Raw genomic sequence first — 24,951 nt, 5'->3', positions numbered from 1 at the left:
GTTTCCGGGTCGGCCGTCTCCGAGGCGACCGCTTCCGGGGCGGCTGCGCGTTACCGGTTCTCCAGCCGCAGCCTCGCCTCCTGCTCCTGGTCGCCGGCGGCGGTGCCGACCACACGGACCGAGAACGCCTCCGCGAGGCCTTCCCGGAGCCGGTCCACCGCGAGGTAGCCGCCCTGGGCGGTGATGGTGACGGGTTCGGAGAGCCGGCCGGGGTCGGCCAGACCGAGGGTGCGCGAGACGTCGAACGTGGCCGTCCACACCGTGGGGTGGCCGCCCTCCGTGTCCACGGGTTTGTCGTCCTCGGCGCGGTCGGACGGGAAGCTCGCCTGGAGCGCGGCCAGGACGGCGACCGCGTCCTCCTTGACGCAGCTGTCCAGGACGACCGCGACCTGCGCTGACGGGTCAACGGGTTGTTCTTGCGCGGTACTCACGATGATTCCTCTCCGGTGGACCGGTGGACCGGCGGGCGGGCGGTCGGTCCGCGGGCGCGGCGGGCCATGGTCAGCGCATTTCCGCTGCGAGCCGGACAAAACCCCGAACTGGTCCGAACGGGCGAGGGCTTTCCGGGTGGTTCCGTCGCCCGCGGTCTACGGCACAATCGGGGGATGCCGCGACGCACCGCCCGTACCTCCCGCACGCCCCGGGCCGACCGCCCCGCTCCCGCCGCCGCTCCTCCGCCGGCCGCCGCCTGCCCCTGCGGGCTGCCCGCTTCCTACGGCGAGTGCTGCGGCGCCCTGCACGCGGGCAAGGCGGCCGCGCCCACCGCCGAACGGCTGATGCGGTCGCGCTACGCCGCCTTCGCCGCAGGCGACGCCGCGTATCTGCTGCGCACCTGGGCCGCCGCCACCAGACCGCCGGAGCTGGACCTCGACCCGGAGGTGCGCTGGACCGGCCTGGACATCCTCGGCCGCACCGGGGGCAGCGCCTTCCACGCCGAGGGCACCGTCGAGTTCCGCGCCCGCTACCGGCTGCGCGGGCAGGACGGCGAGCAGCGCGAGAACAGCCGCTTCGTCCGCGAGGGCGGGCTGTGGGTCTACGTGGAGGCCCTGGCGTGACAGAGGTGCCCGGGCTCGATCCGGTGGTACGCGCGGCCGTGGCGCGCCACGTGCTGGAGGTGCTGGCCGAGGCGTGCCCCGGCGGCCGGGCGGACCTGCGCGGGTCCCTCGCGGCGGGCACGGCCGACCCGTACAGCGACATCGACGCCGTCTGGACGGTGCCGGACGACCGGTTCGGCACCTGCGTGGACAGGGCCGGCGACCTGCTCGCCCGGGTGCGTCCGCTGACGTCGCTGCGCGGCGACCCGGACACCGCCGGCACCCCCGGGCGGCGGCTGCTCTTCGTGGCCTTCGAGGGGCTGCCGCCGTTCTGGCGGCTCGACCTGGACATCGCCGCGGAACCCGGTGCCGCGCCCTCCGACCCCACCGTGCGCCACCCCTGGCCGCCGACCGCCAGCGCCCTCGCCAACGGGGTCGCCGCCGTCAAGGCACTGCACCGCGGCGACCCCGCCACCGCCCACGCCCTCCTCACCCGCGCCTACCCCCGCGTCGGGCTGCCCCCGCACCCCACCGGCCGCTTCCCCGACGACCTCGCCGCCCTGACCCGCGCGGCCCTCGCCCTGGACCCGACCGTCGGCGCCCAGGCCGCCGCCCTCACCGCGCTCCCGCTCCCCTGACCGCGTGACCGGCGCCCGCCCGCCGGTGCGTGCCCGCGCAGCCCGTGATGGCCGCGACAGCCGCATGACGGGCGTGCGCGCGTTACGCGATCGGGTCGCGGGCGTCGTAGTGCAGGAAGCCGCGCTGGAAGAGCCCGATCACCGTGATCGCGACGATGCAGGCGATCCCGCCGCCGACCACCGCCGCGGTCGGGGAGAACAGGTCGGACGCGGAGCCGGCGAGGAAGTCGCCGAGCCGCGGCCCACCCACCACGACGACCAGGAAGACGCCCTGGAGCCGCCCGCGCATGTCGTCGGGCGCGGCGGACTGGAGCATCGTGTTGCGAAAGACCATGGACACGGTGTCGGCGCAGCCCGCGACCGCGAGGAAGAACAGGCCGAGCAGGAGGTTGCGGGTGAGGCCGAAGACGGCGACGGCCGCGCCCCAGGAGCCGACCGCGACGAGCACCGCGAACCCCTGGCGGTGGACCCGGCCGAGCCAGCCCGAGAAGACGCTGCCGAGCAGCGCCCCGGTCGCGGGCGCGGCGGCGAGCAGCCCGACCGTACGGGTGTCGCCGCCGAACCAGAGCCCGGCGACCGCCGGGAACAGCACGCGGGGCTGCGCGAGCACCATGGCGGCGAGGTCGGAGACGAAGGTCGTCCGCAGGTTGGGCCGGGCACCGAGGTAGCGCAGCCCCTCCAGGACCGACGGCCTGCGCCGTACGGCGGCCGGGTCGGCGCCGGGCTCCCCCGGCAGCATCGCCGGCAGCCGCCACATCGCGTACAGGGAGGCGGTGAAGGCCGCCACGTCGATCAGATAAGCCGCCTGGTAGCCCCAGAAGCCGACGAAGACGCCGCCGAGCATCGGCCCGGCCATCTGCCCGACCCCGCCGGCGAGGGAGGCGAGCGCGTTGGCGGCGGGCAGCCGCTCGGGCGGCAGCAGCCGGGGGATCATGGACGAGCGGGCGGGCGAGTTCATCGCGAAGCACACCGCCTGGAGGGCGACGATCGCGTAGAGCGGCCAGACCTTGTGCACGTGGGCGATGGCCACGACGGCGAGCGCGGCCGACAGCACCGTCGCGCCGCTCGCGGTGACCAGCCCGAGCCGGCGCCGGTCGACCGCGTCGGCGACCGCACCGCCGTAGAGGCCGAAGACGATCAGCGGGACCAGGGAGCACAGGCCGACCAGGCCCACGTAGAAGCTGGAGCCGGTGATCGCGTAGACCTGGAGTGCCACGGCCATCGCGGTCATCTGCTGGCCTATGTAGGACACGGCGTTGCCGAACCACAGGCGCCGGAAGTCGGCGTGCTCGCGCAGCGGGGAGATGTCGGCGAGCAGCCGGGAGCGGCGCGGGGCGGGGATCGCGGCCGGCGCCGCGACGGTCGAGGCGGCGGCCGGGGCGCCCGCGGCGGTGCCGGAACCGGCCGGCGTACCGGACGGCTCGACCGCGTCGCGGTGGTCTTCTTCACTGTTGAGCACGCGAAACCGTAGCAACCGGGGCCGCCGCGCGAAGCGGCGGGGCGCACGGCGGCGCAGGTGGGCGCACGGGTGACACATCCACCCGGGTGGCCGACGCGGACCGAAACCGGCTGGTGGCTCAGCGTGCGTCGGCATACGCTGACCGGGACGAGCAAGCCGTCGGGGAAGTACCTGGCCCCGCGGCCCAGTCCCGGAACCAGTCGCCGACTCGGCCACGCTTTCCGGCACCGGCATCAGGCGCCACCGCGTCCGCACCGCCCGAAAGAGAAGGACCTCCCACCGGGCGCCGTGACGCGAGGAACCGACCGCGTTCGGCCGTCCCGGACCACGCGACGCTAAGGAGTGCGCGGTGTCAGCAGACAAGCCCATCCGCAAGGACAACACGGCCGAACGCGGCGGGGACGTCACGTCCCTGCTCGACGAGGAGCGCCCGCTGGACGCATGGTCCCGCTGCGCGCCGATCCGGCTCGCCGGATACGAGGACGACCCCAGCGAGACGCACATCCTGCGCAGCATCGACTGACGGTGCCACCCGGCTGACGGCGCCTCGTACGGGGCGCCGTTCGGCACGCGGGCGCGACCCGCGCCGGCAACCGCCCGCCGCCCGGACGACCTCCGGGGGCGGGCCGGGGCGCCGCCGTCCACGGCTGACGGGATGTCAGCGGCCGTTCACCCCAGGTACATCGCGACCCCCGGCCGACCCACGGGTATCCGACCCAGGACACCGATGTGACATGTGTCATGCACGGATCGACGTAAATTCCGTGTGTATTTCGCATGCATGGACCCCGACCGGGCAAACGGCCCTCGTGTGCGCCGATTTCGCCGACCACTCGAGGAGCAAACCTATGCTGATGGCCCACCCGACCGTCCTGCGCAACCTGGTGGAGCGTTACGAGACGCTTCGCGCCGTCGTCGACGAGGGGCACGCGGACGGGTCGGACCGTGCGGAGGGCGTCGACCCCCTGGTACGGCAGCAGTTGCAGGACACGATGTACACGTTGTGCGTGTCGACCGGCACCCGGGAGATCGGGGCGGCGCTCGCGGCCGCGCGCCGGCACATCGACACCATCGCGGCCGGGGCGCTGGACGCGGACCCGGCTCGCGACGTCAGCGCGGCCTGAGCACCACCAGGCCGCGCTCCTGATCCGGTGACCCGCTGAACGCCGGCCACGGATCTCCCCCATCGCAGCACCGCAGCACCGTACAAGCGAAGAACGAAGGCTGAAGCACCGACCGGACGACGGCGTACCGGACAGCGACCCCGCGGGTGCGGGTCGCGGTCGTCCACGCGGCCCGCCGCCCGCGCATCATGGTCACCATGATCCCGCAGCACCGACCGGCCTCCGCCGCGCCTTCCGCTGAACCTGCCGAACCCATCGTCTCCGCCGCCTCCACCTGCTCGGCCGCACCCGGGGTCGTGCCGGGCAAGTACGCCCGCGTGGAGCGGGAGCGCCGCTTCCTGTTCGCGGCGCCGCCGGGTGCCTCGCACGGACCCGTACACCGGATCACCGACCGCTATCTGCTCGGCACCAGGATGCGGCTGCGCCGCGTGGAGCCGCTGTCCGCCCGGGCCGCCGCCCCCGGTGCCGGGAATGACCGACCGGGGCTTTCCGCCCCGCAGTTGAAGCTCACCCAGAAGATCCCGGCGGACTCCCCCGGACCCGTACAGGGGTTGCTCACCAACACGTATCTCTCCGCCGCGGAATACGAGGTGTTCGCGGTGCTGCCCGCGCGCGTGCTGCGCAAGTCCCGCCACAGCGTTCCGCCGCTGGGAATCGACGTGTTCGAGCCGCCGCTGCACGGACTGGTGCTGGCCGAGGCGGAGTTCGCGGACGACGCCGAGATGCACGCCTTCGAGGTGCCGCGAGGCGCGGTCGCCGAGGTGACCTGCGACCCTCGGTTCACCGGCGGCAGCCTGGCCGCGGCCGGCCGGGGCGAACTGCTGGCGTGGCTGGCCGAGTACGGCGTCACCCCGGAGACGGCGGGCAACGGAAATTCATAGTTTCGTTCCATTCTCCCGGGGCATTCGCCCTCGAACCCCGCGGCTCACCAGGCATTTCCCGGTTCCGTCCGGAGGTCCCGCCCCTATCGGCAGGGCGGGACCACGGCCAGCGCACGGTCACCCGTTGGGATGAATCGGCGTGCGGACATGCCCCGTTTGGCCGTGTCGCGCGTTGTCCTCGATGCGGGCATACGGCTCGTGATGTTTTCCCGGAAGGCAGTGAGCGTATGAACAAGGTTGCCCGAAAGGGACTGGTCACCGCGATGGTCGCGGGCGGTGTGCTCGCGTCCGCCGGGTACGCCCAGGCGGACGCGACGGCCGGCGGCGAGACCGCGGGCTCGCCGGGCGTCCTGTCGGGCAACTCCGTCCAGGTCCCGGTGCACGTCCCGGTGAACGTCTGCGGCAACACCGTCGACGTGGTCGGCCTGCTCAACCCGTCGATGGGCAACACCTGCGCGAACACCTCGGCCGGGTCGTCGGCGGCCGGCTCGTCCGCGTCGTCCGCTGCCAAGTCGTCGGCCTCGTCGGCCTCGTCGACCAGCGCCCGCCCCGCCAAGCACGCCGGCCCGGCCGCCGACGAGTCCGGGGCCGGCTCCGCCGGCTCCCGTTCCTCCGGCGGCGCCCACGCGGCGGGCCGCACCACCGGCTCCCCCGGAGTGCTGTCCGGCAACTCACTCCAGCTGCCGATCGACCTCCCGATCAACGTCTCCGGCAACTCGGTGAACGTGGTGGGGGTCGGCAACCCCGCCTTCGGCAACACCGCGGTCAACAGCACCCCGCCCCCGCCGCCGGCCCACCAGCCGATCCCCGCGCCGCCGAACGACACGGTGGACACCGCCTACTCCGCGGCCCACCCGTCCCTCGCGCACACCGGTGCCGACGGCCTGGGCTGGACCGCCGGCACGAGCGCGGCGCTGCTGCTCGGCGGCGTGGTGCTCTACCGCAAGGCGCGCCCGGCGGCCCGAACCGCCGCCGCGGCGCAGGCGGTCGGGTCCGCCCGGCGCTGACCGCCGCCGGCCGGCGGCGCCCCCTCCTCGTCCGCCGGCCGGCCCCCACAGCACCCCAGCGACACCCCGCACAGCCCCCACTCCCGGCCCGCCGTACGCCTTCCGCACGGCGGGCCGAATCCGTCAACTCGATTACCCGCGCCCGTGACCAGGAAAGACGCCGCTCGGCCGGGCGCGGCGGAGCGCTCCAACCCCTAGGGTGTATGCGCGCACATACACGCACGCAGGCTTCAGCGCCGAAGCCCGTCCGTGCCGTGCCCCACCCTTACCGCATCACCGCGAAGACGTGATTCGAGGAGCCCCGCAATGGCGTTGCCGCAAGGCACGCTCAGCCACCGCTACCGTGGCGAGCACCCTCTCCGTACTCTCCTCTACCTCTTCCACCCCGACCGGCGCCGCGTCGGCTTCGCCGTCGCCGCGTTCCTCGCCAAGCACGCCCCCGTGTGGCTGCTGCCGCTCATCACCGCCAACGTCGTGGACGTCGTGGTGCAGCACAAGCCGATCTCCATCCTGTGGTGGAACTCCGCGGTGCTGCTGGTGATCCTCGTCCTCAACCTGCCCCTGCACCTGACGTACGTGCGCAACATGCAGGGCTCGATCCGGCGCACCGGCACCCGGCTGCGCACCGCGCTGTGCCACCGGATGCAGCAGCTGTCGATCGGCTACCACGCCAGGGTGAGCGCGGGTGTGCTCCAGGCCAAGGTGATCAGGGACGTCGAGACCATCGAGACCGCCGCCCAGCAGACCGCGGACAACGGCCTGGCGGCGATCGCCACCCTCTCCGGCGGCCTGGTGGTCATCGGCATCCAGGCGCCCGCGTTCCTGCCGGTCTACCTGATCGTGGTGCCCGCCTCGGCCGTGCTGGTGGTCAAGTTGCGCCGCCGGCTGAAGGACCGCAACGAGATGTTCCGGCAGCAGGTCGAGCAGCTCTCCTCCCGGGTCAGCGAGATGACCACGCTGATCCCGATCACCCGGGCGCACGGCCTGGAGGACACCGCGCTGCACCGGATGGACCGCACCCTGGGCGAGGTGCTGCACGCCGGGCTGCGACTCGACCGGCTCAACGGCTGGTTCGGCTCGATCGCCTGGATTCTGCTCAACGCGATCGGCGTCGCCTGCCTGTCCGGCTCCGCGCTGGTGGCCTACTACGGCTGGCTGAACGTCACTCCGGGCACCGTGGTGATGCTCTCGGCGTACTTCTCCAGCCTCACCGCGTCCGTGACCACCCTGCTGACGCTCGCCCCGCAGATCGGCAAGGGCCTGGAGTCGGTGCGCTCGATCGGCGAGGTGCTCCAGGCGCCCGACCTGGAGCAGAACGACGGCAAGGCCGAAGTCAGCGGTGTGGTGGGCCGGTTCGAGTTCCGCGCGGTGGAACTGACCTACCCCGAGACCGACCGCCCGTCGCTGGCCGGCTTCGACCTCGACGTACGGCCCGGCGAGACGATCGCGCTGGTCGGCGGCTCCGGCGCCGGCAAGTCCACGGTGCTGAACCTGGTGATCGGCTTCCTGCGCCCGACCAGCGGCCGCATCCTGCTGGACGGCGTCGACATGGAGTCGCTCGACCTGCGGGACTACCGCAGCTTCCTGTCGGTGGTGCCGCAGGACTCGATCCTCTTCGAGGGCAGCGTGCGGGAGAACGTCACCTACGGCATGGCCGAGGTGTCCGAGGACAAGGTGCGGGCCGCGCTGCGGGACGCCAACGCGATGGAGTTCATCGACCGGATGCCGCACGGCCTGGACACGGTGGTCGGCGAGCGCGGCGCCCGGCTGTCCGGCGGGCAGAAGCAGCGGCTGGCCATCGCGCGCGCCCTGATCCGCGACCCGCGGGTGCTGGTGCTCGACGAGGCGACGTCCGCGCTGGACTCCCGCTCGGAGTCGCTGGTGCAGCAGGCGCTCGGCCGGCTGGTCAAGGGCCGTACGGTCTTCGTCGTCGCGCACCGGCTGTCCACGATCAGGAACGCCGACCGGATCGTGGTGATGGACGAGGGCCGGATCGTGGAGGTCGGCTCGCACGCCGAACTGCTGCGGCGCGGCGGCGCGTACGCGGGTCTCCAGGCGGCCCAGCTGGCGTGAGCCGCGGGGCGGCCCGAGCGCGTGCGCCCGGGCCGCCCCGTCCCACGGCCGCCGACCGCCGGCCGCCGGCCGTCCTCAGCCGTCAGCCGTCAGCCCTCGGTCAGCCGCCGAGCACCCCCGAGACCATCGCCTTGGCCTCGTCCTGCACCCGGGCCAGGTGCTCCGGGCCCTGGAACGACTCGGCGTAGACCTTGTAGACGTCCTCGGTGCCCGACGGGCGCGCGGCGAACCAGGCGCTGTCGGTGCAGACCTTGATGCCGCCGAGCGGGGCGCCGTTGCCGGGCGCCTCGGTGAGCACGGCGGTGACCGGCTCGCCGGCCAGTTCGCGGGCGGGCACCTGGTCGGGCGAGAGCTTGGCCAGCACGGCCTTCTGCGCGCGGTCGGCGGGCGCGTCGATCCGGGCGTAGGCGGGCGTGCCGAACTTCGCGGTGAGGTCCGCGTAGTGCTCCGAGGGGCTGCGGCCGGTGACCGCGGTGATCTCTGCGGCGAGCAGCGCCAGCAGGATGCCGTCCTTGTCGGTGGTCCACACGCTGCCGTCGCGGCGCAGGAACGACGCGCCCGCGGACTCCTCGCCGCCGAAGGCGAGGGTGCCGCCGAGCAGCCCGTCCACGAACCACTTGAAGCCGACCGGGACTTCGGTGAGGGTGCGGCCCAGACCGGCCACCACCTTGTCGATCATCGACGAGGAGACCAGGGTCTTGCCGATCGCCAGGTCCTCGCCCCACTGCTCGCGGTGCCCGGCGAGGTAGTCGATCGCCACCGCCAGGTAGTGGTTGGGGTTCATCAGGCCGCCGTCGGGGGTGACGATGCCGTGCCGGTCGGCGTCCGCGTCGTTGCCGGTGGCGACGTCGTACTCGTCCTTGCGCGCGATCAGCGACGCCATCGCGTACGGCGAGGAGCAGTCCATCCGGATCTTGCCGTCCCAGTCGAGCGTCATGAACCGCCAGGTCGGGTCGGCGTACGGGTTGACCACGGTGAGGTCCAGGCCGTGGCGTTCGGCGATCTCGCCCCAGTAGCCGACCGAGGCGCCGCCGAGGGGGTCGGCGCCGATCCGCACGCCCGCGCGGCGGACCGCCTCCAGGTCGAGGACGTGCGGCAGGTCGTCGACGTACCCGCCGCGGAAGTCGTGGCGGCCGGTGGTGTCGGCGGCCAGCGCCCGGGCGTAGGGGATGCGGCGCACCTCCCGCAGGCCGTCCGCGATCAGCGCGTTGGCGCGGTCCTGAATCCAGCCGGTCGCGTCGGAGCCGGCCGGGCCGCCGGTGGGCGGGTTGTACTTGAAGCCGCCGTCGCGCGGCGGGTTGTGCGAGGGGGTGACGACGACACCGTCCGCGAGACCGGTGGTACGCCCCCGGTTGTACGTCAGGATGGCGTGCGAGACGGCCGGGGTCGGGGTGAAGCCGTCGGCGGCGTCGATCAGGACGGTCACGTCGTTCGCGGCGAACACCTCCAGCGCGGTGACCCGCGCGGGCTCGGACAGCGCGTGCGTGTCCGCGCCGAGGAACAGCGGGCCGTCGGTGCCCTGCGCGGCGCGGTACTCGCAGATGGCCTGGCTGGTGGCGGCGATGTGGTCCTCGTTGAACGCCGTGTCCAGCGCCGAGCCGCGGTGCCCGGAGGTGCCGAACGCCACCCGCTGCCCGGGCTCGCCCGGGTCGGGGTGCAGGGCGTAGTACGCGGTGACCAGCCGGGGTACGTCGACCAGGTCCTCCGGCCGGGCGGGTGTTCCGGCACGCTCGTGCGGCATCCTGCACTCCTTCTCGCTGCTGGCTGTCGTGGTGGGTGGCCTGCCCTGCCCGCCTATTCTCACGCGGCCGCCCCGCCGTGCCGACACGGCCTCGCCGCAAGGTCCGCATCTGCGCCGCGGCCCTAGGATGGTGACGCTTCGGCAGGTGTGGGCACCCGGCGTGGGCGCACCCGGCGCGCGGGAGAGGCGGAGGCGATGGCCACGGCAGAGCTGCCGGCATCGGACGGGGTGCGGATGGCGTCCCGCACCGGGCGGTGGGTGCTGGCCTGTTCGGTGCTCGGCTCGGGCATGGCGATGCTGGACGGCACCATCGTCAACATCGCGCTGCCGAGGATCGGCGAGGACCTGGGCGCGTCGCTGGCCACCCTGCAGTGGACGGTCAACGGCTACCTGCTGACGCTGGCCGGGCTGATCCTGCTCGGCGGCGGGCTCGGCGACCGGTACGGGCGGCGGCGGGTGTTCACGATCGGCGTGGTGTGGTTCGCGCTGGCGTCCGCGCTGTGCGGGATCGCGCAGGACAGCGCCATGCTGATCGCCTCCCGGGCCCTGCAGGGGGTGGGCGGCGCGCTGCTGACGCCCGGTTCGCTGGCGCTGGTGCAGTCCACGTTCCGGCCGGAGGACCGGGCGAAGGCGGTCGGCGCGTGGTCGGGCCTGGGCGGCGTGGCGGGCGCGGTCGGCCCGTTCCTGGGCGGCTGGCTGGTGGACGGGCCGGGCTGGCGGTGGATCTTCTTCATCAACGTGCCGCTGGGCGCGGTGGTCGTGGCGATCGCGGCGCGGCACGTGCCGGAGAGCCGCGACCGCACCGCCTCCGGGTCCTTCGACATCGCCGGGGCGGCACTGGCCGCGCTGTGCCTGGCCGGGATCACCTACGCGCTGATCACCGCGTCGAGCCATCCCTCGCCGCTGAAGGTGGGGCTGCCGGTGCTCGCCGGGGTGCTGTGCGGGGTGGCGTTCCTGCGCACCGAACGGGTCAGGGAGCATCCGATGCTGCCGCTGAACGTCTTCTCCTCCCGGCTGTTCACCGCGATGAACCTGGTGACGCTGTGTCTGTACGCGGCGATCGGCGGGGTGTTCTTCCTGCTGCCGGTGCAGTTGCAGATCGCCGCCGGGTACAGCGCGCTGCGCGCGGGCCTGGCGACGCTGCCGGTCACCGTGCTGATGCTGCTGCTCTCCGCGCCCGCGGGCGCGCTCGCCCAGCGGATCGGGCCGCGCCGGCCGCTCACGGTGGGGCCGCTGCTCGCCGCCGCGGGCATGCTGCTGCTCACCCGGATCTCGCCGGGCTCCTCCTCCTACCTGGTGGACGTGCTTCCCGCGGTGGTGGTGCAGGGGCTCGGCATGAGCCTGTTCGTGGCGCCGCTGACCGCCACCGTCCTCGCGTCGGTCGAGGTCGACCACGCCGGCGTGGCCAGCGGCGTCAACAACGCGGCGGCCCGGGTCGCGCAGCTCCTCATCGTCGCCGCGCTGCCGCTGGCCATCGGGCTGTCCAACAAGGCGTACACCTCGCCGCACGCCGTCAACGACGCCTTCGGCAAGGCGATGGTGATCTGTGCGGGCCTGTGCGCGGCCGGCGCCGCGCTCGCCGCCTTCCTCGTGCCCTCCGGGACGGCGCTCTCGGAGGGTGAGGCCGACTCCGCGGAGCCGCAGTGCGCTGCCAACTGCGGGTTCTCGGCGCCTCCCTTGGAGCCGGGTAGTTCCCGGGTGCTCTGAGCCCCGGGGTGCCCCGTCCTGCCGGTTCAGGGACCTTGCGGTCCGCCGTGGCTGGTCCCTGGCGGCGCTCAGCCGGGCAGATCGTCGGGTGGGGCCACTTCCGTGAGGAGCAGTTCCAGGACGGGAAGTGCCGCGCTGAGCGTCTCCCTCTGCTCCGGTGTCAGCCGGCCCATGCGGCGGGCGAGGAGTTCGGACCGTTCGCGCCGGATACGGTCGAGCAGGGCGCGGCCCTCTCCGTGGATGCTGACCAGCCAGGACCGCCCGTCACTGGGGTCCGGCTCCTTCCCGATCAGCCCGGCCTCGGCCAGCGGCCGCACCGTACGCGTGAGGGTCGGCGCGGCGACCTGCTCGCGCGCGGCGAGCTCGCCGAGCCGGATCGGCCCGAACTGCTCGATCCTGGCGAGTGCCGAGAGCTGCGCGTAGGTCAGGTTGAGGTCGTCCGCCGACGCCTGCGCGAGCTGGCGGTACAGGCGGGCGACGATCAGTGCGACGGCGGCCGGTGAGGCGCCCCCGCGCCCGTCGTGCTCGGTCATGGCGGGGGCGCCTCCTTCGGCCGTACGGTGTCAGCCCTGCTTCTCGGTGACCTTGCGGGAGCGGATCAGGGACGCACCCGCCGCCACCAAGGACATCACGATCGCCAGGGCGAACACCACGACCAGGCCGTCGTGGAAGGGCCCGGAGATCAGGTGCGGGAAGAACTCCCGTCCGGTGAGCGTGTGTGCGTGCTGCTTGGACAGCTTGCCGAGCAGGTCGGGGCCGAGCAGTTGCTGGATCGGGTTGTACCCGAGGAACGCGGCGAACAGGGTGCCGACCGGGGGCAGGTTCGCCACCTGGTGGGCGTTGGCCGCCGGCACACCCTGGGCGGTCAGCCCGGTGCTGAGGGTGTTCGGCAGCGAGCGGGCCAGCCCGGCCACCATGAGCGAGAAGAACACGCCGATGGACAGCACCATGCCGGCGTTCTGGAAGGTCGCCCGCATGCCGGAGGCGGCGCCGCGGGACTCCGCGGGCACGCTCGCCATGATGATCGAGGTGTTGGGCGCGGCGAACAGGCCGCCGCCGAGGCCGTTGAGGAACACCACGAGCGCGAAGACCCAGTAGCTGAAGTTCGTCGGGATGAGCAGCAGCCCGGCGAACGAGCCGGCCATCACCACGAAGCCCGCGGAGGCGAACAGCCGGGCGCCGTACCGGTCGGAGAGCGCCCCCGCGACGGGGCCGGCGGCCAGGAAGCCGACGGTCAGCGGCAGCAGGTAGATGCCCGCCCACAGCGGGGTGTCGGCGTAGTTGTAGCCGTGCAGCGGCAGCCAGATGCCCTGCAACCAGATGATCAGCATGAACTGCAGGCCGCCGCGGGCGATGGAGCCGAGCAGGGTGGCCGCGTTGCCGCCGGCGAAGGCGGCGTTGCGGAAGAGTTCGAGCGGGAACATCGGTTCGGCGACGCGCGACTCGATCAGGCAGAACACGATGATCAGCGCGACGCCGCCGATCAGCCCGGCCAGCACCCACGGGTTGGTCCAGCCCATGGTGTGGCCGCCGTAGGGCTGGATGCCGTAGGTGATGCCGGCGAGCAGCGCGGTCAGGCCGACGGCGAAGGTGATGTTGCCCCACCAGTCCATCTTCGCGGGGCGGCGGATGCCGGTGTCGTGCAGGGAGCGGTAGGCCCACACGGTGCCGATCAGGCCGATCGGGACGTTCACCCAGAAGATGGAGCGCCAGTTCCACTCGGCGAGCAGGCCGCCGAGCACCAGGCCGATGAAGGAGCCGGCGATGCCGGCCACCATGTTCACGCCGAGCGCCATGCCGCGCTGCCGGGCCGGGAAGGCGTCGGTGATGATCGCCGCCGAGTTGGCCATCAGCATGGAGCCGCCGACCGCCTGGGCGACGCGCCAGCCGATCAGCCACAGGGCGCCGCCGCCGCCGTGCATCGGGTCGACGGACAGGATCACCGAGGTGATGGTGAAGATCAGGAAGCCCGCGTTGTAGATCTTCACCCGGCCGAGGATGTCGCCGAGCCGGCCGAGGGTGACCACCAGGACCGCGGTGACGAGCATGTAGCCCATCAGCATCCACAGCAGGTAGCTGACGTTGCCGGGCTGGAGGGGGTCGAGGTGGATGCCGTTGAAGATGGCGGGCAGTGAGATGAGCACGATCGAGGCGTTGATCGTGGCGATGAGCATGCCGAGGGTCGTGTTGGACAGGGCCACCCACTTGTAGTGCGGATGGTCGGCGGCGATACGCGGGGGACGCCGTCGTATTCGTGTCGTCGAGTCTTCTTCGGTCGCCATGCGGCGGTCACACCCCAGCCGGAGAGCAGTTAGTTAACTTAGGTTAAGTAACTCTAGCACCGGAGGTGCCTGCCTTGCAGGGCGGTTCGAGGGCGTCGCGGGGGTGCGGGGAGCGCGCGTTCGACAGGCGCGCTCCCCTGGATTCCCGGGCTCTACGGCGGGGTTGAGGTCAGCGGCGGCGCAGCAGGATGCCCCGGATGTAGGCGGCCTGGCCGGCGTGCTGGAGGTCGTCGCCGATCACGCTGATCAGGCGGACCCCGAGGGTGACGGGCGGGTCCCAGCGCTCGTCGACGACCTGGTCGAGGTCGTCGTCGGTCAGGCCGCCGAGGTAGTCGAGGGTGGCCGCGTGCACGGCGTCGTAGTAGCCGGTGAGCAGGGCCGGGTCGGCGACCTCGACCTGCCCGGACTGCGCGGCGCTGTGGCCGTAGCCGATCGCGCCGGCGGGGAAGGGCAGGTCGAAGCGCTTGTCCCAACCGTCGGCGGTCCAGACCTGTTCGCGGCCGGCCACGTCGGCGACGTGGTCGTCCTGGACCCGGGCGAGGTGCCAGACCAGCCAGCCGATCGAGTTGGCCTCGTCGTCGAGCCGTACGGCCACCTCCTCGGCGGTCAGACCGTCGACGGCGGAGTGCACGACCTCCTGGATACGGCCGTAGGCGTCGGCGAGGACTTCAGCGGTGTTCATCGAGTGCTCCAGCGGCTTGTCGGAGGTGCTTGCCCCCAGGGAACTTCCAGCAGCCCTCGCATTCTTCCCGCCGACCTCGCCGCCGGCGCGCACCCGCCACGCAGGGCGTGCCCGTGTCCATGGTGCGGACACGGGCACGCCCCGGGCGCGTTCTGCTCTCCTTGCTGTCGATCCCTCCTCTCACCCCGTCAGCCGGGGCGCGGGCCTCAGTTGTTGACGTTGATGGTGAAGGTGGACGTGGTGTTCTCGATGTCCACCGCGTTGTCGCTCTCGGTCAGTCCGTTGATCGTCACCGATCCGTCGGCCGGCCCCTGGCCCGCCTCCGGTTGCGGGTTGGCCCACAGACCGAAGCCGGACTTCGCGTCGTAGGTGTCACCGCTCTTGTGCGCGCCGGTCACCGACAGGTCGGTGATGGTGGTGTCGGTGATCGGGTTGAGCGGCGTGCTGCCGTTCCACTTGGTCTGGAACATCACGCCGGAGTAGGTCGGGTCGCTGATGTCGATGTTGCTGAGCCGCAGGCCCTGCAACTTGAACTCCGCCGAGTAGATCCACAGTGCCGGGAAGGTCTGCGCGCCCCAGAAGTGGCCGCCGTCCCTGGCCAGCGTGATGTTGGAGAGGTTCGTCGTCGGCGACGACTCGAAGCCCAGGGCGGGGATGCCGCCGAAGGCCAGCGAACCGATCGTCACACCCGGGTAGGTGAGGCTGTCGGCGATGTAGAGGTTGCTGAAGGTGTTGCCGCCACCGCCGTAGACCGCCAGGCCCGCGGCCCGCCACACCGTCTGCACGCTGAGGTTGGAGAAGGTGTTGCCGGTCTCCTGCTCGTTGTGGTTGTCGATGGCCGGGAACAGCGCGAAGCTGTCGTCGCCGGTGGACCGCGCCTCGTCGTTGCTGACCGTGTTGCCGGTGGAGCCGTTGGTCAGGTTGATGCCGTCCGCGAAGGTGTCACGGATGCGCAGGTTGGTGAAGTGCGAGTCGTCGACGTTCGTCGCCCACACCCCGCAGATCATGTGCTCGACCCACAGGTTGTCGATGGTCAGGTCGGAGACCCCGCTGAGGTCGAAGACCTTGCCGGGGCCGTCGATCCGGCTGGTGTAGTTGCCGAAGAAGGCGAACCCGGTGAAGGTCGAGCCGTCCGCGGTGCTCTGCACCGTGAAGCCGCCGTCGGTGTTCGACTGGGTCTGCGGCGTGCTGAACTGCGTGAACCACGGACCGGCGCCGATCACCTTGACCGCCCGGCCGTAGACGTTGAACTTGCTGGACACCTGGTAGGTGCCGGCGGGCAGGTAGACACCGAGCTTGGTGGTGTCCTGCCGCGCGGTGTCCAGCGCGTTCTGCACGTCCTGCTGGGTGAAGCCGGCCGGCACGACGTACTTCGTCGCGTCGGGGTTCGGCGTCGCGGTGACCTGCTCCAGGTCGATGTAGTCGATGTTGTAGTAGGCCGCGGTGTTCGCCGCGTCCTTCTGCAACCTGATGGTGTGACCGGCCGGCACGGTGGTGCCGAGCAGCAGGTTCGCCTCGTCGTAGATGTGCCGCGGGCCGCCGGAGCCGGGCGACTTGGTGGGGCTCGCCTCGTCGCCGTACAGCCACTCGTACTTCGAGCTCAGGCTGATCGTCTTCAGCAGGGTCCCGTCGACGTAGACGTCCAGCGTGGTGGAGTCGGTGCCGTCGGGGATGTTGAAGCGGGTGACCAGCGTGTTGGTGTCCGCGCGGGTGGTCCACTGCACGTACTGGCCGTTGCCGGCCAGGTGCACGGCCTGCCGGCCGGACGCCTCGCCGGCCGGGTCGCCGATGGTGCGGTTCGGCCCGAGGACCGTCGCGCCGCCGCCCACCGAGCCGTCCTCCGCCTCGTAGGCGTCATACGGCATGTTGGCGCCGCGGCCCACGAAGAAGGACTGGTTGTCGGTGTTGTTGGCCTGCTTGATCGACACCTCGTTGGCGTCGACCGCGACGACCGTCTTCACCGTGTACTTGCCGTTGACGGCCGTCCAACTGCCCACGTTCACCGGGGCGGTGGTGGCGCCGACGGCGATCGCGCCGCTGTAGGAGCCGGTGAGGGTCTTCACCACGTTGCCGCTGGCCGCGTCGATCACCGACACCGTGACGGCGTGCGCGCCGGAGGCCGAGGCCACCGTGCCCTGGTTCTTGATCGCCACCGTGAAGTTGGTGTTCTGGCCCGCCGACGGGTTGCCCGGCGACCAGGCGGTCACCGGCACCAGGTCGGAGCTGTCGACCGGCTTGACCACCAGCGGACTCGGCGCGGTGTAGGTGTTGTTGGTCTTGTTCTGCTCGATCACCAGGTTGGCCTCGTCGACCTTCGCGGTGAGCTGGTAGCTGCCGGAGTTCTCGGCGCCGATGTTCGCCGAGACGCTGGTGCTGCCGCCCGCCGCCAGGGCGCCGACACTCGCGGTGCCGACCTTGGTGGTGCCCAGGTAGAAGTTGACGTTGGTGGCCGGTGAGGCGTTGGTGCCGATGTTCTTCACCGTCGACGTCAGCGTGATCGGGTCGGTCTCCACCGGGGCGGCCGGAGACGCGGTCAGCGTGCTCACCGTCAGGTCCGGGTTGGGCCCGGGCACCCCGATGACCTGGACCTCGGCCGCCTGGCCGCCGCCCGCACCGGAGTTGTTGCTGAAGGTCAGCCGCACGTCGGCGACCCGCGCGGTGACCGGGATGGTCACGCTGTTGCCGGTGGCCGGGTCGAAGCTGTACTGCTTGGCCGCCGAGATCTGGCTGAAGTCGGTCGCGGACTGCTCGCGGCCGTCGACCTCGATGGTCTGGGTGCGCGCGCCCCAGGCGGAGGACGGGTTGAGCTTCACCACGACCTGGCTGGTGTCCACGTTCGCACCGAGCTTGATCGTCAGCGAGCTGGTGCCGGTGCCCTCCCAGTAGGTGGTCACGTCGTCGTCGTTGGCGTTCGTGGCGACGAAGTTCTGCACCGTGGAGGAGGCCGTGATCGGCTTGCCGACGGCCTGGTTGGTGCCGCCGGTGGGCGGTGAAGTGCCGTTGCGGGTCACCGTGTTGCTGTTCGCCGACTCGTTGCCGGCCGCGTCCACGGCCCGCACGAAGTAGGTGACGGTGGCGGTGTCCGGCTGGCTGTCGGTGTAGCTGAGGGTGTCGCCCGCGGTGGTGGCGGCCTTGGTGCCGTTGCGGAACACCTCGTAGCCGGTGACGGCGACGTTGTCGCTCGCCGCGCTCCAGGTCAGCTTGATCTGGCCGGAAGCCGGCAGCGTGTAGGCCAGGTTGGTCGGCGCCGACGGCGGCTGGGTGTCACCCGAGGTGCCGGTGCGCGTCACGCTGTTGCTGGCCGCGGACTGGTTGCCGGCCGCGTCGTGCGCCTTGACGGTGTACGTCACGGTGGCGGTGTCGGGCTGGCTGTCGGTGTACGTCAGCACGTTGCCGGCCACCGAGCTGCGCAGGGTGCCGTTGGCGTAGATGTCGTACCCGGTGACACCGACGTTGTCGGTGGAAGCGCTCCAGGTCAGCTTGACCTGGCCGGAAGCCGGCTGCGTGTAGGCGAGGCCGGTCGGCGCGGAGGGCGCCTGGGTGTCGCCGGTGGTCGGCCCGTACACCTCGAACTCGGAGATCTGGCCCGCGGCCCAGCCGGTGTTGCCGGTGACGTTCAGCCGGACGTAGCGGGTCGTGGTCGAGTTGAAGGTGATCGTCACCGTGTTGCCGCTGGCCGGGTCGAAGGCGTACCCGGCCGAGGCGACGATGTCGGAGAAGGTGTTGCCGTCCGTGCTGCCCTGCACCGCGAGCGTCTCGGTGCGGGCGGCCCATGAGGTGGCCGGGGGCAGCTTCAGCACGACCTTGTTCACCGGGACCGCGCTACCGAGGTCCACCCGCAGCCACTGCGGGAAGGCGTTGTTGGCGCTCTCCCAGTAGGTGTTCGCGTTGCCGTCGACGGCGTTGCCGGACGGGTAGACGTCGTTGTGGCTCGACTCGGCGGTCGGGCGGCCCGCGGCGAGGTTGTCCGTGGAGGCGGCCGCGGCCACCGCGGTCAACTCCGAGAGCTGCGCGGTCTTTCCGGCCGTGTTCGCCGAGACCTCGGCCCGCACGTAACGGGCCTTCTGCGCCGGGAAGGACACCTTGACGGTGTTGGCCTTGCCCGGGTCGAAGGTGTACTTCGCGGAGCTGACCAGGGTCGCGAAGCTGACCCCGTCCTCGCTGCCCTGGAGCGACATGGTCTCGCTGCGCTTGCTCCAGGAGGCGGGCACCTTGAGCTGGATCTGGTCGACGACCTTGTCCTTGCCGAGGTCGATCTGGGCCCACTGCGGAAGAGTCTTGCCCGAACTCTCCCAGTACGTGCCCTGGTTGCCGTCGTTCAGGTGGGCGGCGGTGTTGCTCCCGTCGGTACTGCTGGCCGCGGCGGACTTGCCCGCCACCGCGTTCGATCCCCCCGCGGCGGTGGCGGGGATGGCCTGCACGCCCAGCAGGAGCAGGCCGGCCGCGGTCACCCCCGCAACCAGCCGTGGAATGGAGCGCTTGGGTCTCATGGCGTCCCTCTGTGTCGTGGTCCGGATGGAGGAGACTCACTGACTGCACAATCCGAAACATGCGGATCGAGCCATTGAAGTTGCACTGTGCCCATGCAGATCAATCGTCGATCTGCGAATATTTTGCGTACGTGCTGGCAGAGTGTTACAGACGCGCTACGGCGCCGTCTATCCTTGTGACAGCACCGATTCGCGCGCGGCCAACGGAAGTTGAACCGTCAGCGCGGACCCGCTCCCGCGACCGCCCCCACCGGCCCAGCAACGGCCCGCTTCCGGCCCCGGCGCCCCGACCGGAAGCGCGGCATGGATACGAAGCCGTGCGCCTGCCGGGCGGGGAGCGCCGAGGGGACGGACGGCGGCGGCCCCGAACACGCCCGCGAGGAAGAAGGCCGGGGACACGCCCCAGCCGCCGGACCCGATCAGCCGTCCGAACCCGTCAGACGTCGTCACCGATCGGATGTCGGAGCCGATCAGCCATCAGAGCAGCTCAGTCGTCGGAGCCGAACTGCCTGCGGAACGCGGCCTTCACCGGAGCCGACGCGCGCTGCACCGCGCTCGTTCCGCTGAGCCGGCGCCGCATCATGGCCAGCCGGGGGTGCCGCTCGCTCATCTCGGTGGACTGCCGGTCCAACTCCTCCACCAGCCGCTCGGAGCGCTTCTCCACGGCGAGTTCGTCCAGGATGCGGTCCACCTCCGCGAGCAGCGCCCCGTGCAGCTGCCACTGCCGCGGATGCGACCGCACCCCGGCCAGCAGCAGGTCCGCCACCCGGTCGCGGACCCGCGAGGCATCGAGGAGCGCCTCCGCGAGGCGCTCCTCGGCGGTCTGCGCGTTCGCCGAGACCTGAGTGGTGATCAGCACCGCGAAGCTCTCGATGGCGCCCGCCACATGGTCGAAGAGCTGCTCCAGCTCCCGGCCGATCTCCTCGGGGAAGAGCGGTTCGCCGGTGCGTTCCTTGGCGAGGTCGGTGAGCGTGCGCGAGAGCACCCGCAGCACCACCGCGCAGATCTCCAGCGTGTCCAGGCCGGTGCGCAGCACCACCCGGGACAGCAGCCCCTCGCGCACCCGGGGGTTGAACCGCAGGCTGTCCTCGGCCTGCCGCAGCGACGCGTCCACCTCGGTGATGTCGTGGTCGACCCCGCGTGCCTCGTGCAGCCGGGCCGCGGCGCGCTCGACCGGCAGGTGCCCGGCCACCTGCCCGCCGATGTCGCGGAAGAGCCGGCCCATCCGGTGGGCCATCTCCTCGATCGACCCGCCCGCGGACTGCACCCACACCGGCGGGGCGAAGAGCAGGTTGAACAGCAGGCCGACCGCGGCGCCGATCAGCGTCTCGTAGATCCGGTCCCACGCGGCGCTGCCCACCTTGGTCACGCCGAGCACCAGCATCGCGGAGATCGCCACCTCCGCCTCGAACTCGCCCACCCGCACCACCCGCCCGACCAGCAGCGCGGTGAGGATGATCAGACCGAGGCTCCACCAGCGCAGGCCGACCAGCGAGCTGAAGGCGATCGCGATGACCACGCCGATCACGACGGCGTTGACCCGCCTGATCCCCGTTATGAACGTGGAGTAGAGGGTCACCTGGACCACGAGCAGCGCGGTGAGCGGCGCGGTCAGCGGGACCGGCTGCGGCAGCAGCCAGACCGCGGCGAGGTAGGAGATGACGGCCGCGGCCGTGGACCGGACGATCTGGTTGGCCACCGGCTCCGCGGTCCAGCGGACCAGCTTCACCATCGGTTCTGGTACGTCGGGCATCCCGTGCCCTTTCCCGCTCTCGGCGATCTCACTACTCCCGAGTCAGCCTAGGGTCGATCTTTACCGGGGCACGTCATGGCGCGCGGGCGGCACCGGCGCCCGCGGCCGCCCCGGGCACGCCATGACGGTCGGGCACCCGCCCGCGTGGCACGCCATGACGGTCGGGCACCCGCCCGCGTCAAGGTCTTGGACGCATCAACGCCCCACGGCACCAATCTCGTTCACTTTCTTGACGGGTCAGCAACAGCGCCGTAATCATCACAGCATTCAGAGAGCGCTCTCTCGCCCGCGACATCCAGGAGAAGGTCGTGACTGGCAACCCCCCACATCTGCCCGGCCCCACCCCCAGACGTTTTTCCCACTCCCTCATCTACGCGTGTGTCGCGGCCCTGGTCGCCGCGTTCGCGCTGGTGATCACCCAGACCCCGGCCCGCGCGGCGAGCACGCTGCTGTCGCAGGGGAAGGCGGCCACCGCCTCCTCGACGGAGAACGCCGGCACCCCGGCCTCGGCCGCGGTGGACGGCGACAACGGCACCCGCTGGTCCAGCGCCGCCGCCGACCCGCAGTGGCTCCAGGTCGACCTCGGCACCACCTCGACGCTCGACTCGGTCACCCTCGACTGGGAGACCGCGTACGCGACGGCGTACCAGATCCAGACCTCCACCGACGGCACCACCTGGACGAGCGTCCACTCGACCACGACCGGCAAGGGCGGCACGGAGACCGTTTCCGTAAACGGTTCCGGGCGCTATGTCCGGCTGTATACGACGCGGCGCGCCACCCAGTACGGCGTGTCGCTGTGGGAGTTCCAGGTGTACGGCAGCGCGGGCAGCACCAACGCCGCGTGCTCCACCACCAACGCGGCGCTGCACAAGACCGCCACCGCCTCCTCGACGGAGAACGCCGGCACCCCGGCCTCGGCCGCGGTGGACGGCGACAACGGCACCCGCTGGTCCAGCGCCGCCGCCGACCCGCAGTGGCTCCAGGTCGACCTCGGGTCGTCCCAGCCGATCTGCGGGGTGCAGCTGAACTGGGAGACGGCGTACGCGAAGGCGTACCAGATCCAGGTCTCGGCGAACGGCCAGGACTGGACGAGCGTGTACTCGACCACCACCGGCCCGGGCGCGACCGAGCTGATCACGCTGTCGGGCACCGGCCGCTACGTGCGGATGTACGGCACCCAGCGGGCCACGCAGTACGGCTACTCGCTGTGGGAGTTCCAGGTGTTCACCGGCGGCAGCGGCGGCAGCGGCGGCACCACGGGCGGCGGTGACGGCGGCGACGGGGGCACCACTCCCCCGCCCGGCGACGCGACACTGTTGTCGTACGGCAAGCCGGCCACCGCCTCCTCGTACCAGGACGACGCGAACTGCGGCGGCTGCACCCCGGCGAAGGCGTTCGACCACGACCCGGCCACCCGCTGGGCGACCAGTGACACCACCGGCTGGGTGGACCCCGGCTGGATACAGGTGGACCTGGGCGCGACCGCGCACATCACCCAGGTGGTCCTGCAGTGGGACCCCGCGTACGCGACGTCGTACCAGATCCAGACCTCCGCCGACGGCACCAACTGGACGAGCGTCTACTCGACCACCAGCGGCAAGGGGTTCAAGGAGACCCTGAACGTCGACGGCACCGGCCGCTACGTGCGGATGTACGGCACCGCGCGCAGCAACGGCTACGGCTACTCGCTGTACGACTTCGACGTGTACGGCACCGGCGGCGACCCGACGGCACCGCCGGCCGCGCCGCCGAACCCGGGCAACCCGGAGAAGGTCGTCTTCGACGACGAGTTCAACGGCGCGGCGGGCAGCGAGCCGGACTCCTCGAAGTGGAGCCAGGACCCCGGCAACGGGCAGAACGGCGAGCTGGAGACGTACACCGACGGCGACAACACCAAGATGGACGGCAACGGCAACCTGGTGATCGAGGCGGACAAGACCTCGACCGGGTACACCTCGGGCCGGATCAACACCTCGGACCACTTCAACTTCACCTACGGGCACGTGGAGGCCCGGATCAAGGTGAGCGGCACGCAGGGTCTGTGGCCGGCGTTCTGGCTGCTGGGCTCGAACTTCAAGACCGGCACGCCGTGGCCGCAGTGCGGTGAGATCGACATCATGGAGCACGTCGGCAGCGTGCCGGACGCGGTGTACTCCACGCTGCACGCGCCCGCCTACAACGGCGGCAACGGCGACGGCTCGCCGTACACCGTGGCCGGCAGCGACTTCTCCACCGACTTCCACACCTACGCGCTGGACTGGGACTCCGGGCACATGACGTTCTCGGTGGACGGCAACGCCTTCTTCACCGTGGACAAGGCCAACCTGGAGCAGACCAGGGGCCCGTGGATCTACGACCACCCGTTCTACATCATCCTCAACAACGCGGTGGGCGGTGACTGGCCCGGCGCCCCGGACGCCACCTCCGTCTTCCCGCAGAAGATGCTGGTCGACTACGTGCGCGTCTCGCAGTAGCGGCAGCCGGCACCGCACCTCCGCCCGGGAGATGTGGGTTCGGTGTGGCTGATGTGACGACTCGGTGGGCTCCTCCCCTGGAGCCCGCCGAGCTCGCATGTGATCGCCCAACCCCCTTGTCCCGGGACTTGGTTCAGGCCAATAGTGGAGGACCACATTCCTACCGACGGGTACGCCGGTGGTGCGGCCGCACCACCCGCGCCCCCCATCCCGCAGGAGGAGTACGTGCTCTCTCGACGATCCTTCGTCAAGGCGGTCGGCACCACCGGCCTTGCCGCGGCGGCGAGTTCAGCGGCGGGCTTCGCCGTCCTCGCGCCCCGCGCGTCCGCCGCCGGCGTCTCGCTGCCGGTCTCGCTCGCGAACACCTCGGGCAGCGACACCGTGTACGCCTACATCAGCGGCGCCGACGACTCCGGCTGGCCGGGCTTCGTCACCGCCGACGGCGCCTTCAACCGGCTGCCCAACCCCTCGTCGCCGGTCACCCCCATCCCCGACTACGCGATCCAGCTGGGCGGTTCGGGCTCGGCCGCGACCACGGTCACGCTCCAGGAGTACGTGATCAGCGGGCGGGTCTGGTTCTCGATCGGCGACCGCATCCAGTTCTTCGCCAACCCGGGCACCGTACCGGGCCTGGTCCAGCCCGGGTTCACCAGCTCCGACCCCAACTGGCAGACCCAGTGGACGTTCGCCGAGTTCACCTACAACAGCGCCAACCTCTACGCCAACATCAGCTACGTGGACATGGTGGCCCTGCCGATCGCGATGGCCACCACCGGCGCGAGCGGCAACCAGTCGGTGAGCCCGCTGCCGGACGGCGCGCTCGCCTCCATCATCTCCGGGTTGCAGGCCCAGCACGCCTCCGACGGCGCCCCCTGGGACCAGCTCGTCGCCACCAACTCCGCCGGCGCGCCGCTGCGGGTGCTCGCCCCGGCCCACTCCCCGACCGACTTCGGCGGCTACTGGGACCCCTATCTCGACGCGGTCTGGAGCCACTACGCCTCGACCCCGCTGACCGTCAACGCCCAGGGCAGCTCGGGCACTTACTCCGGCACGGTGTCCGGCGACGCGTTCGTCTTCGGCGGCCTGGACGACGACGGGGTGCCGTTCACCCGGCCCAGCGCCGTGGACATCTTCGGCTGCGCCAGCGGGCCGCTGTACAACTCCGGCTCGGACGCCCGCGGCGCGGTCGCGGCCCGCCTGGCCGCCGCCCTCAACCGCAGTTCGCTGCTGGTCGCCGGCGGCGACAACCAGCCCGACGGCGTCACCCCGTCGGCGTACTACCAGGACCCGGTGACCAACCACTACGCCCGGCTGGTCCACCAGTACGCCTCGATCGGCTACGCCTTCCCGTACGACGACGTCGGCCCGACCGGCGCGGCCCCGGTCGACGGCCACCTCCAGGACCCCGCGCCGACGTCCTGGACCCTGACGCTGGGGAACCCGGGCGGCGCGTAGCGGCTCCGCCGGACATCTCGCCGGAAGGCGCCCCGACCGCCGGGCGGTCGGGGCGCCTTTCCGCCGGATGGCCCAGGTGCCGCGGGGCGCGCGCGGGCGCGGCGCGGGGCGCGCTCCCGTGCGGCCCGCCGCGGCCCGCGCGGCGTCC

General features: G+C 71.8%; 18 protein-coding genes. 10 read left to right on the top strand and 8 right to left on the bottom strand.

Annotated features, from left to right (window positions below; genetic code table 11):
* Positions 1 to 50: 50 nt before the first annotated feature.
* Entirely contained in the window at positions 51 to 431 is a 381-nt protein-coding gene (locus tag ACIPAE_RS25050) for a hypothetical protein (RefSeq protein WP_402448022.1), read from the bottom strand.
* A gap of 174 nt (positions 432 to 605) precedes the next feature.
* Between ACIPAE_RS25050 and ACIPAE_RS25045 the strand changes: the two genes are divergently transcribed.
* Both ACIPAE_RS25045 and ACIPAE_RS25040 read left to right on the top strand, forming a co-directional pair.
* Positions 606 to 1,055, top strand: coding sequence for a YchJ family protein (locus ACIPAE_RS25045; RefSeq protein WP_402448020.1), 450 nt, complete (start codon positions 606 to 608; stop codon positions 1,053 to 1,055).
* Complete coding sequence (locus ACIPAE_RS25040; RefSeq protein WP_402448018.1) at positions 1,052 to 1,672, top strand: hypothetical protein; 621 nt, start codon at positions 1,052 to 1,054, stop codon at positions 1,670 to 1,672. The genes ACIPAE_RS25045 and ACIPAE_RS25040 overlap by 4 nt, the downstream gene beginning before the upstream one ends.
* Before the next feature lie 82 nt (positions 1,673 to 1,754).
* On the opposite strand, the gene ACIPAE_RS25035 is transcribed toward ACIPAE_RS25040, so the two are convergent.
* Positions 1,755 to 3,014, bottom strand: a complete 1,260-nt coding sequence (locus ACIPAE_RS25035) for an MFS transporter (protein ID WP_329374466.1) — start codon at positions 3,012 to 3,014, stop codon at positions 1,755 to 1,757.
* A 466-nt stretch (positions 3,015 to 3,480) separates the two neighbouring features.
* Here ACIPAE_RS25035 and ACIPAE_RS25030 point away from each other — a divergent pair, with 466 nt between their 5' ends.
* From ACIPAE_RS25030 to ACIPAE_RS25010, 5 genes are all read left to right on the top strand, one after another.
* Positions 3,481 to 3,654 carry a hypothetical protein gene (locus ACIPAE_RS25030; protein ID WP_328474890.1) on the top strand — a complete coding sequence of 58 codons (174 nt, stop codon included), beginning with the start codon at positions 3,481 to 3,483 and terminating at the stop codon, positions 3,652 to 3,654.
* A gap of 325 nt (positions 3,655 to 3,979) precedes the next feature.
* Positions 3,980 to 4,255: a DUF5133 domain-containing protein gene (locus tag ACIPAE_RS25025; protein WP_329371855.1), complete on the top strand. Its 276-nt coding sequence runs from the start codon at positions 3,980 to 3,982 to the stop codon at positions 4,253 to 4,255.
* 197 nt (positions 4,256 to 4,452) lie between these two features.
* Positions 4,453 to 5,136, top strand: a complete 684-nt coding sequence (locus tag ACIPAE_RS25020) for a hypothetical protein (protein ID WP_402448016.1) — start codon at positions 4,453 to 4,455, stop codon at positions 5,134 to 5,136.
* A gap of 227 nt (positions 5,137 to 5,363) precedes the next feature.
* Entirely contained in the window at positions 5,364 to 6,143 is a 780-nt protein-coding gene (locus tag ACIPAE_RS25015; protein ID WP_366414218.1) for a chaplin, read from the top strand.
* A 306-nt stretch (positions 6,144 to 6,449) separates the two neighbouring features.
* Complete coding sequence (locus ACIPAE_RS25010; RefSeq protein ID WP_402448013.1) at positions 6,450 to 8,216, top strand: ABC transporter ATP-binding protein; 1,767 nt, start codon at positions 6,450 to 6,452, stop codon at positions 8,214 to 8,216.
* A 100-nt stretch (positions 8,217 to 8,316) separates the two neighbouring features.
* On the opposite strand, the gene pgm is transcribed toward ACIPAE_RS25010, so the two are convergent.
* Positions 8,317 to 9,957, bottom strand: a complete 1,641-nt coding sequence (gene pgm, locus ACIPAE_RS25005) for a phosphoglucomutase (alpha-D-glucose-1,6-bisphosphate-dependent) (protein WP_329371847.1) — start codon at positions 9,955 to 9,957, stop codon at positions 8,317 to 8,319.
* 195 nt (positions 9,958 to 10,152) lie between these two features.
* On the opposite strand from pgm, the gene ACIPAE_RS25000 reads away from it, so the two are divergent.
* Positions 10,153 to 11,664: a DHA2 family efflux MFS transporter permease subunit gene (locus tag ACIPAE_RS25000; RefSeq protein ID WP_329371845.1), complete on the top strand. Its 1,512-nt coding sequence runs from the start codon at positions 10,153 to 10,155 to the stop codon at positions 11,662 to 11,664.
* Positions 11,665 to 11,732: 68 nt separating this feature from the next.
* On the opposite strand, the gene ACIPAE_RS24995 is transcribed toward ACIPAE_RS25000, so the two are convergent.
* The 5 genes from ACIPAE_RS24995 to ACIPAE_RS24975 form a co-directional block, all read right to left on the bottom strand.
* The gene (locus tag ACIPAE_RS24995) at positions 11,733 to 12,197 is read right to left on the bottom strand and encodes a MarR family transcriptional regulator (RefSeq protein WP_329371843.1); all 465 of its coding nucleotides are present in this window, start codon (positions 12,195 to 12,197) and stop codon (positions 11,733 to 11,735) included.
* A 30-nt stretch (positions 12,198 to 12,227) separates the two neighbouring features.
* Positions 12,228 to 13,946 carry an MFS transporter gene (locus ACIPAE_RS24990; protein WP_402448010.1) on the bottom strand — a complete coding sequence of 573 codons (1,719 nt, stop codon included), beginning with the start codon at positions 13,944 to 13,946 and terminating at the stop codon, positions 12,228 to 12,230.
* Positions 13,947 to 14,115: 169 nt separating this feature from the next.
* A complete protein-coding gene (locus ACIPAE_RS24985) occupies positions 14,116 to 14,628 on the bottom strand; it encodes a DUF664 domain-containing protein (RefSeq protein ID WP_329371842.1) in 513 nt (170 codons plus the stop codon).
* Positions 14,629 to 14,834: 206 nt separating this feature from the next.
* Positions 14,835 to 19,118 (bottom strand): discoidin domain-containing protein, encoded by a 4,284-nt coding sequence (locus tag ACIPAE_RS24980; RefSeq protein ID WP_366414119.1) that lies wholly within the window; start codon positions 19,116 to 19,118, stop codon positions 14,835 to 14,837.
* Positions 19,119 to 19,605: 487 nt separating this feature from the next.
* Positions 19,606 to 20,871, bottom strand: a complete 1,266-nt coding sequence (locus ACIPAE_RS24975) for an aromatic acid exporter family protein (RefSeq protein WP_402448007.1) — start codon at positions 20,869 to 20,871, stop codon at positions 19,606 to 19,608.
* Positions 20,872 to 21,239: 368 nt separating this feature from the next.
* Here ACIPAE_RS24975 and ACIPAE_RS24970 point away from each other — a divergent pair, with 368 nt between their 5' ends.
* Together ACIPAE_RS24970 and ACIPAE_RS24965 are read left to right on the top strand one after the other, a co-directional pair.
* Positions 21,240 to 23,348: a discoidin domain-containing protein gene (locus ACIPAE_RS24970; protein ID WP_402448230.1), complete on the top strand. Its 2,109-nt coding sequence runs from the start codon at positions 21,240 to 21,242 to the stop codon at positions 23,346 to 23,348.
* Positions 23,349 to 23,573: 225 nt separating this feature from the next.
* The gene (locus ACIPAE_RS24965; RefSeq protein ID WP_329371831.1) at positions 23,574 to 24,803 is read left to right on the top strand and encodes a beta-1,3-glucanase family protein; all 1,230 of its coding nucleotides are present in this window, start codon (positions 23,574 to 23,576) and stop codon (positions 24,801 to 24,803) included.
* The last annotated feature ends 148 nt before the right edge of the window (positions 24,804 to 24,951 follow it).

This window comes from Streptomyces sp. NPDC087270, assembly GCF_044744625.1.
Taxonomy (GTDB): domain Bacteria; phylum Actinomycetota; class Actinomycetes; order Streptomycetales; family Streptomycetaceae; genus Actinacidiphila.
The sequence above is the reverse complement of the archived record's forward strand: the minus strand, read 5'-3'. Positions and strand labels throughout refer to the sequence as shown.

What these genes read in the sequence shown, in the direction of transcription:
- ACIPAE_RS25015 (WP_366414218.1), top strand. Translation starts at nt 5,364, where the DNA reads ATGAACAAGGTTGCCCGAAAGGGACTGGTCACCGCGATGGTCGCGGGC.
- ACIPAE_RS24975 (WP_402448007.1), bottom strand. Translation starts at nt 20,871, where the DNA reads ATGCCCGACGTACCAGAACCGATGGTGAAGCTGGTCCGCTGGACCGCG.
- pgm (WP_329371847.1), bottom strand. Translation starts at nt 9,957, where the DNA reads ATGCCGCACGAGCGTGCCGGAACACCCGCCCGGCCGGAGGACCTGGTC.
- ACIPAE_RS25000 (WP_329371845.1), top strand. Translation starts at nt 10,153, where the DNA reads ATGGCCACGGCAGAGCTGCCGGCATCGGACGGGGTGCGGATGGCGTCC.
- ACIPAE_RS25020 (WP_402448016.1), top strand. Translation starts at nt 4,453, where the DNA reads ATGATCCCGCAGCACCGACCGGCCTCCGCCGCGCCTTCCGCTGAACCT.
- ACIPAE_RS24995 (WP_329371843.1), bottom strand. Translation starts at nt 12,197, where the DNA reads ATGACCGAGCACGACGGGCGCGGGGGCGCCTCACCGGCCGCCGTCGCA.
- ACIPAE_RS24980 (WP_366414119.1), bottom strand. Translation starts at nt 19,118, where the DNA reads ATGAGACCCAAGCGCTCCATTCCACGGCTGGTTGCGGGGGTGACCGCG.
- ACIPAE_RS25025 (WP_329371855.1), top strand. Translation starts at nt 3,980, where the DNA reads ATGCTGATGGCCCACCCGACCGTCCTGCGCAACCTGGTGGAGCGTTAC.
- ACIPAE_RS25045 (WP_402448020.1), top strand. Translation starts at nt 606, where the DNA reads ATGCCGCGACGCACCGCCCGTACCTCCCGCACGCCCCGGGCCGACCGC.
- ACIPAE_RS24990 (WP_402448010.1), bottom strand. Translation starts at nt 13,946, where the DNA reads ATGGCGACCGAAGAAGACTCGACGACACGAATACGACGGCGTCCCCCG.
- ACIPAE_RS24985 (WP_329371842.1), bottom strand. Translation starts at nt 14,628, where the DNA reads ATGAACACCGCTGAAGTCCTCGCCGACGCCTACGGCCGTATCCAGGAG.
- ACIPAE_RS25010 (WP_402448013.1), top strand. Translation starts at nt 6,450, where the DNA reads ATGGCGTTGCCGCAAGGCACGCTCAGCCACCGCTACCGTGGCGAGCAC.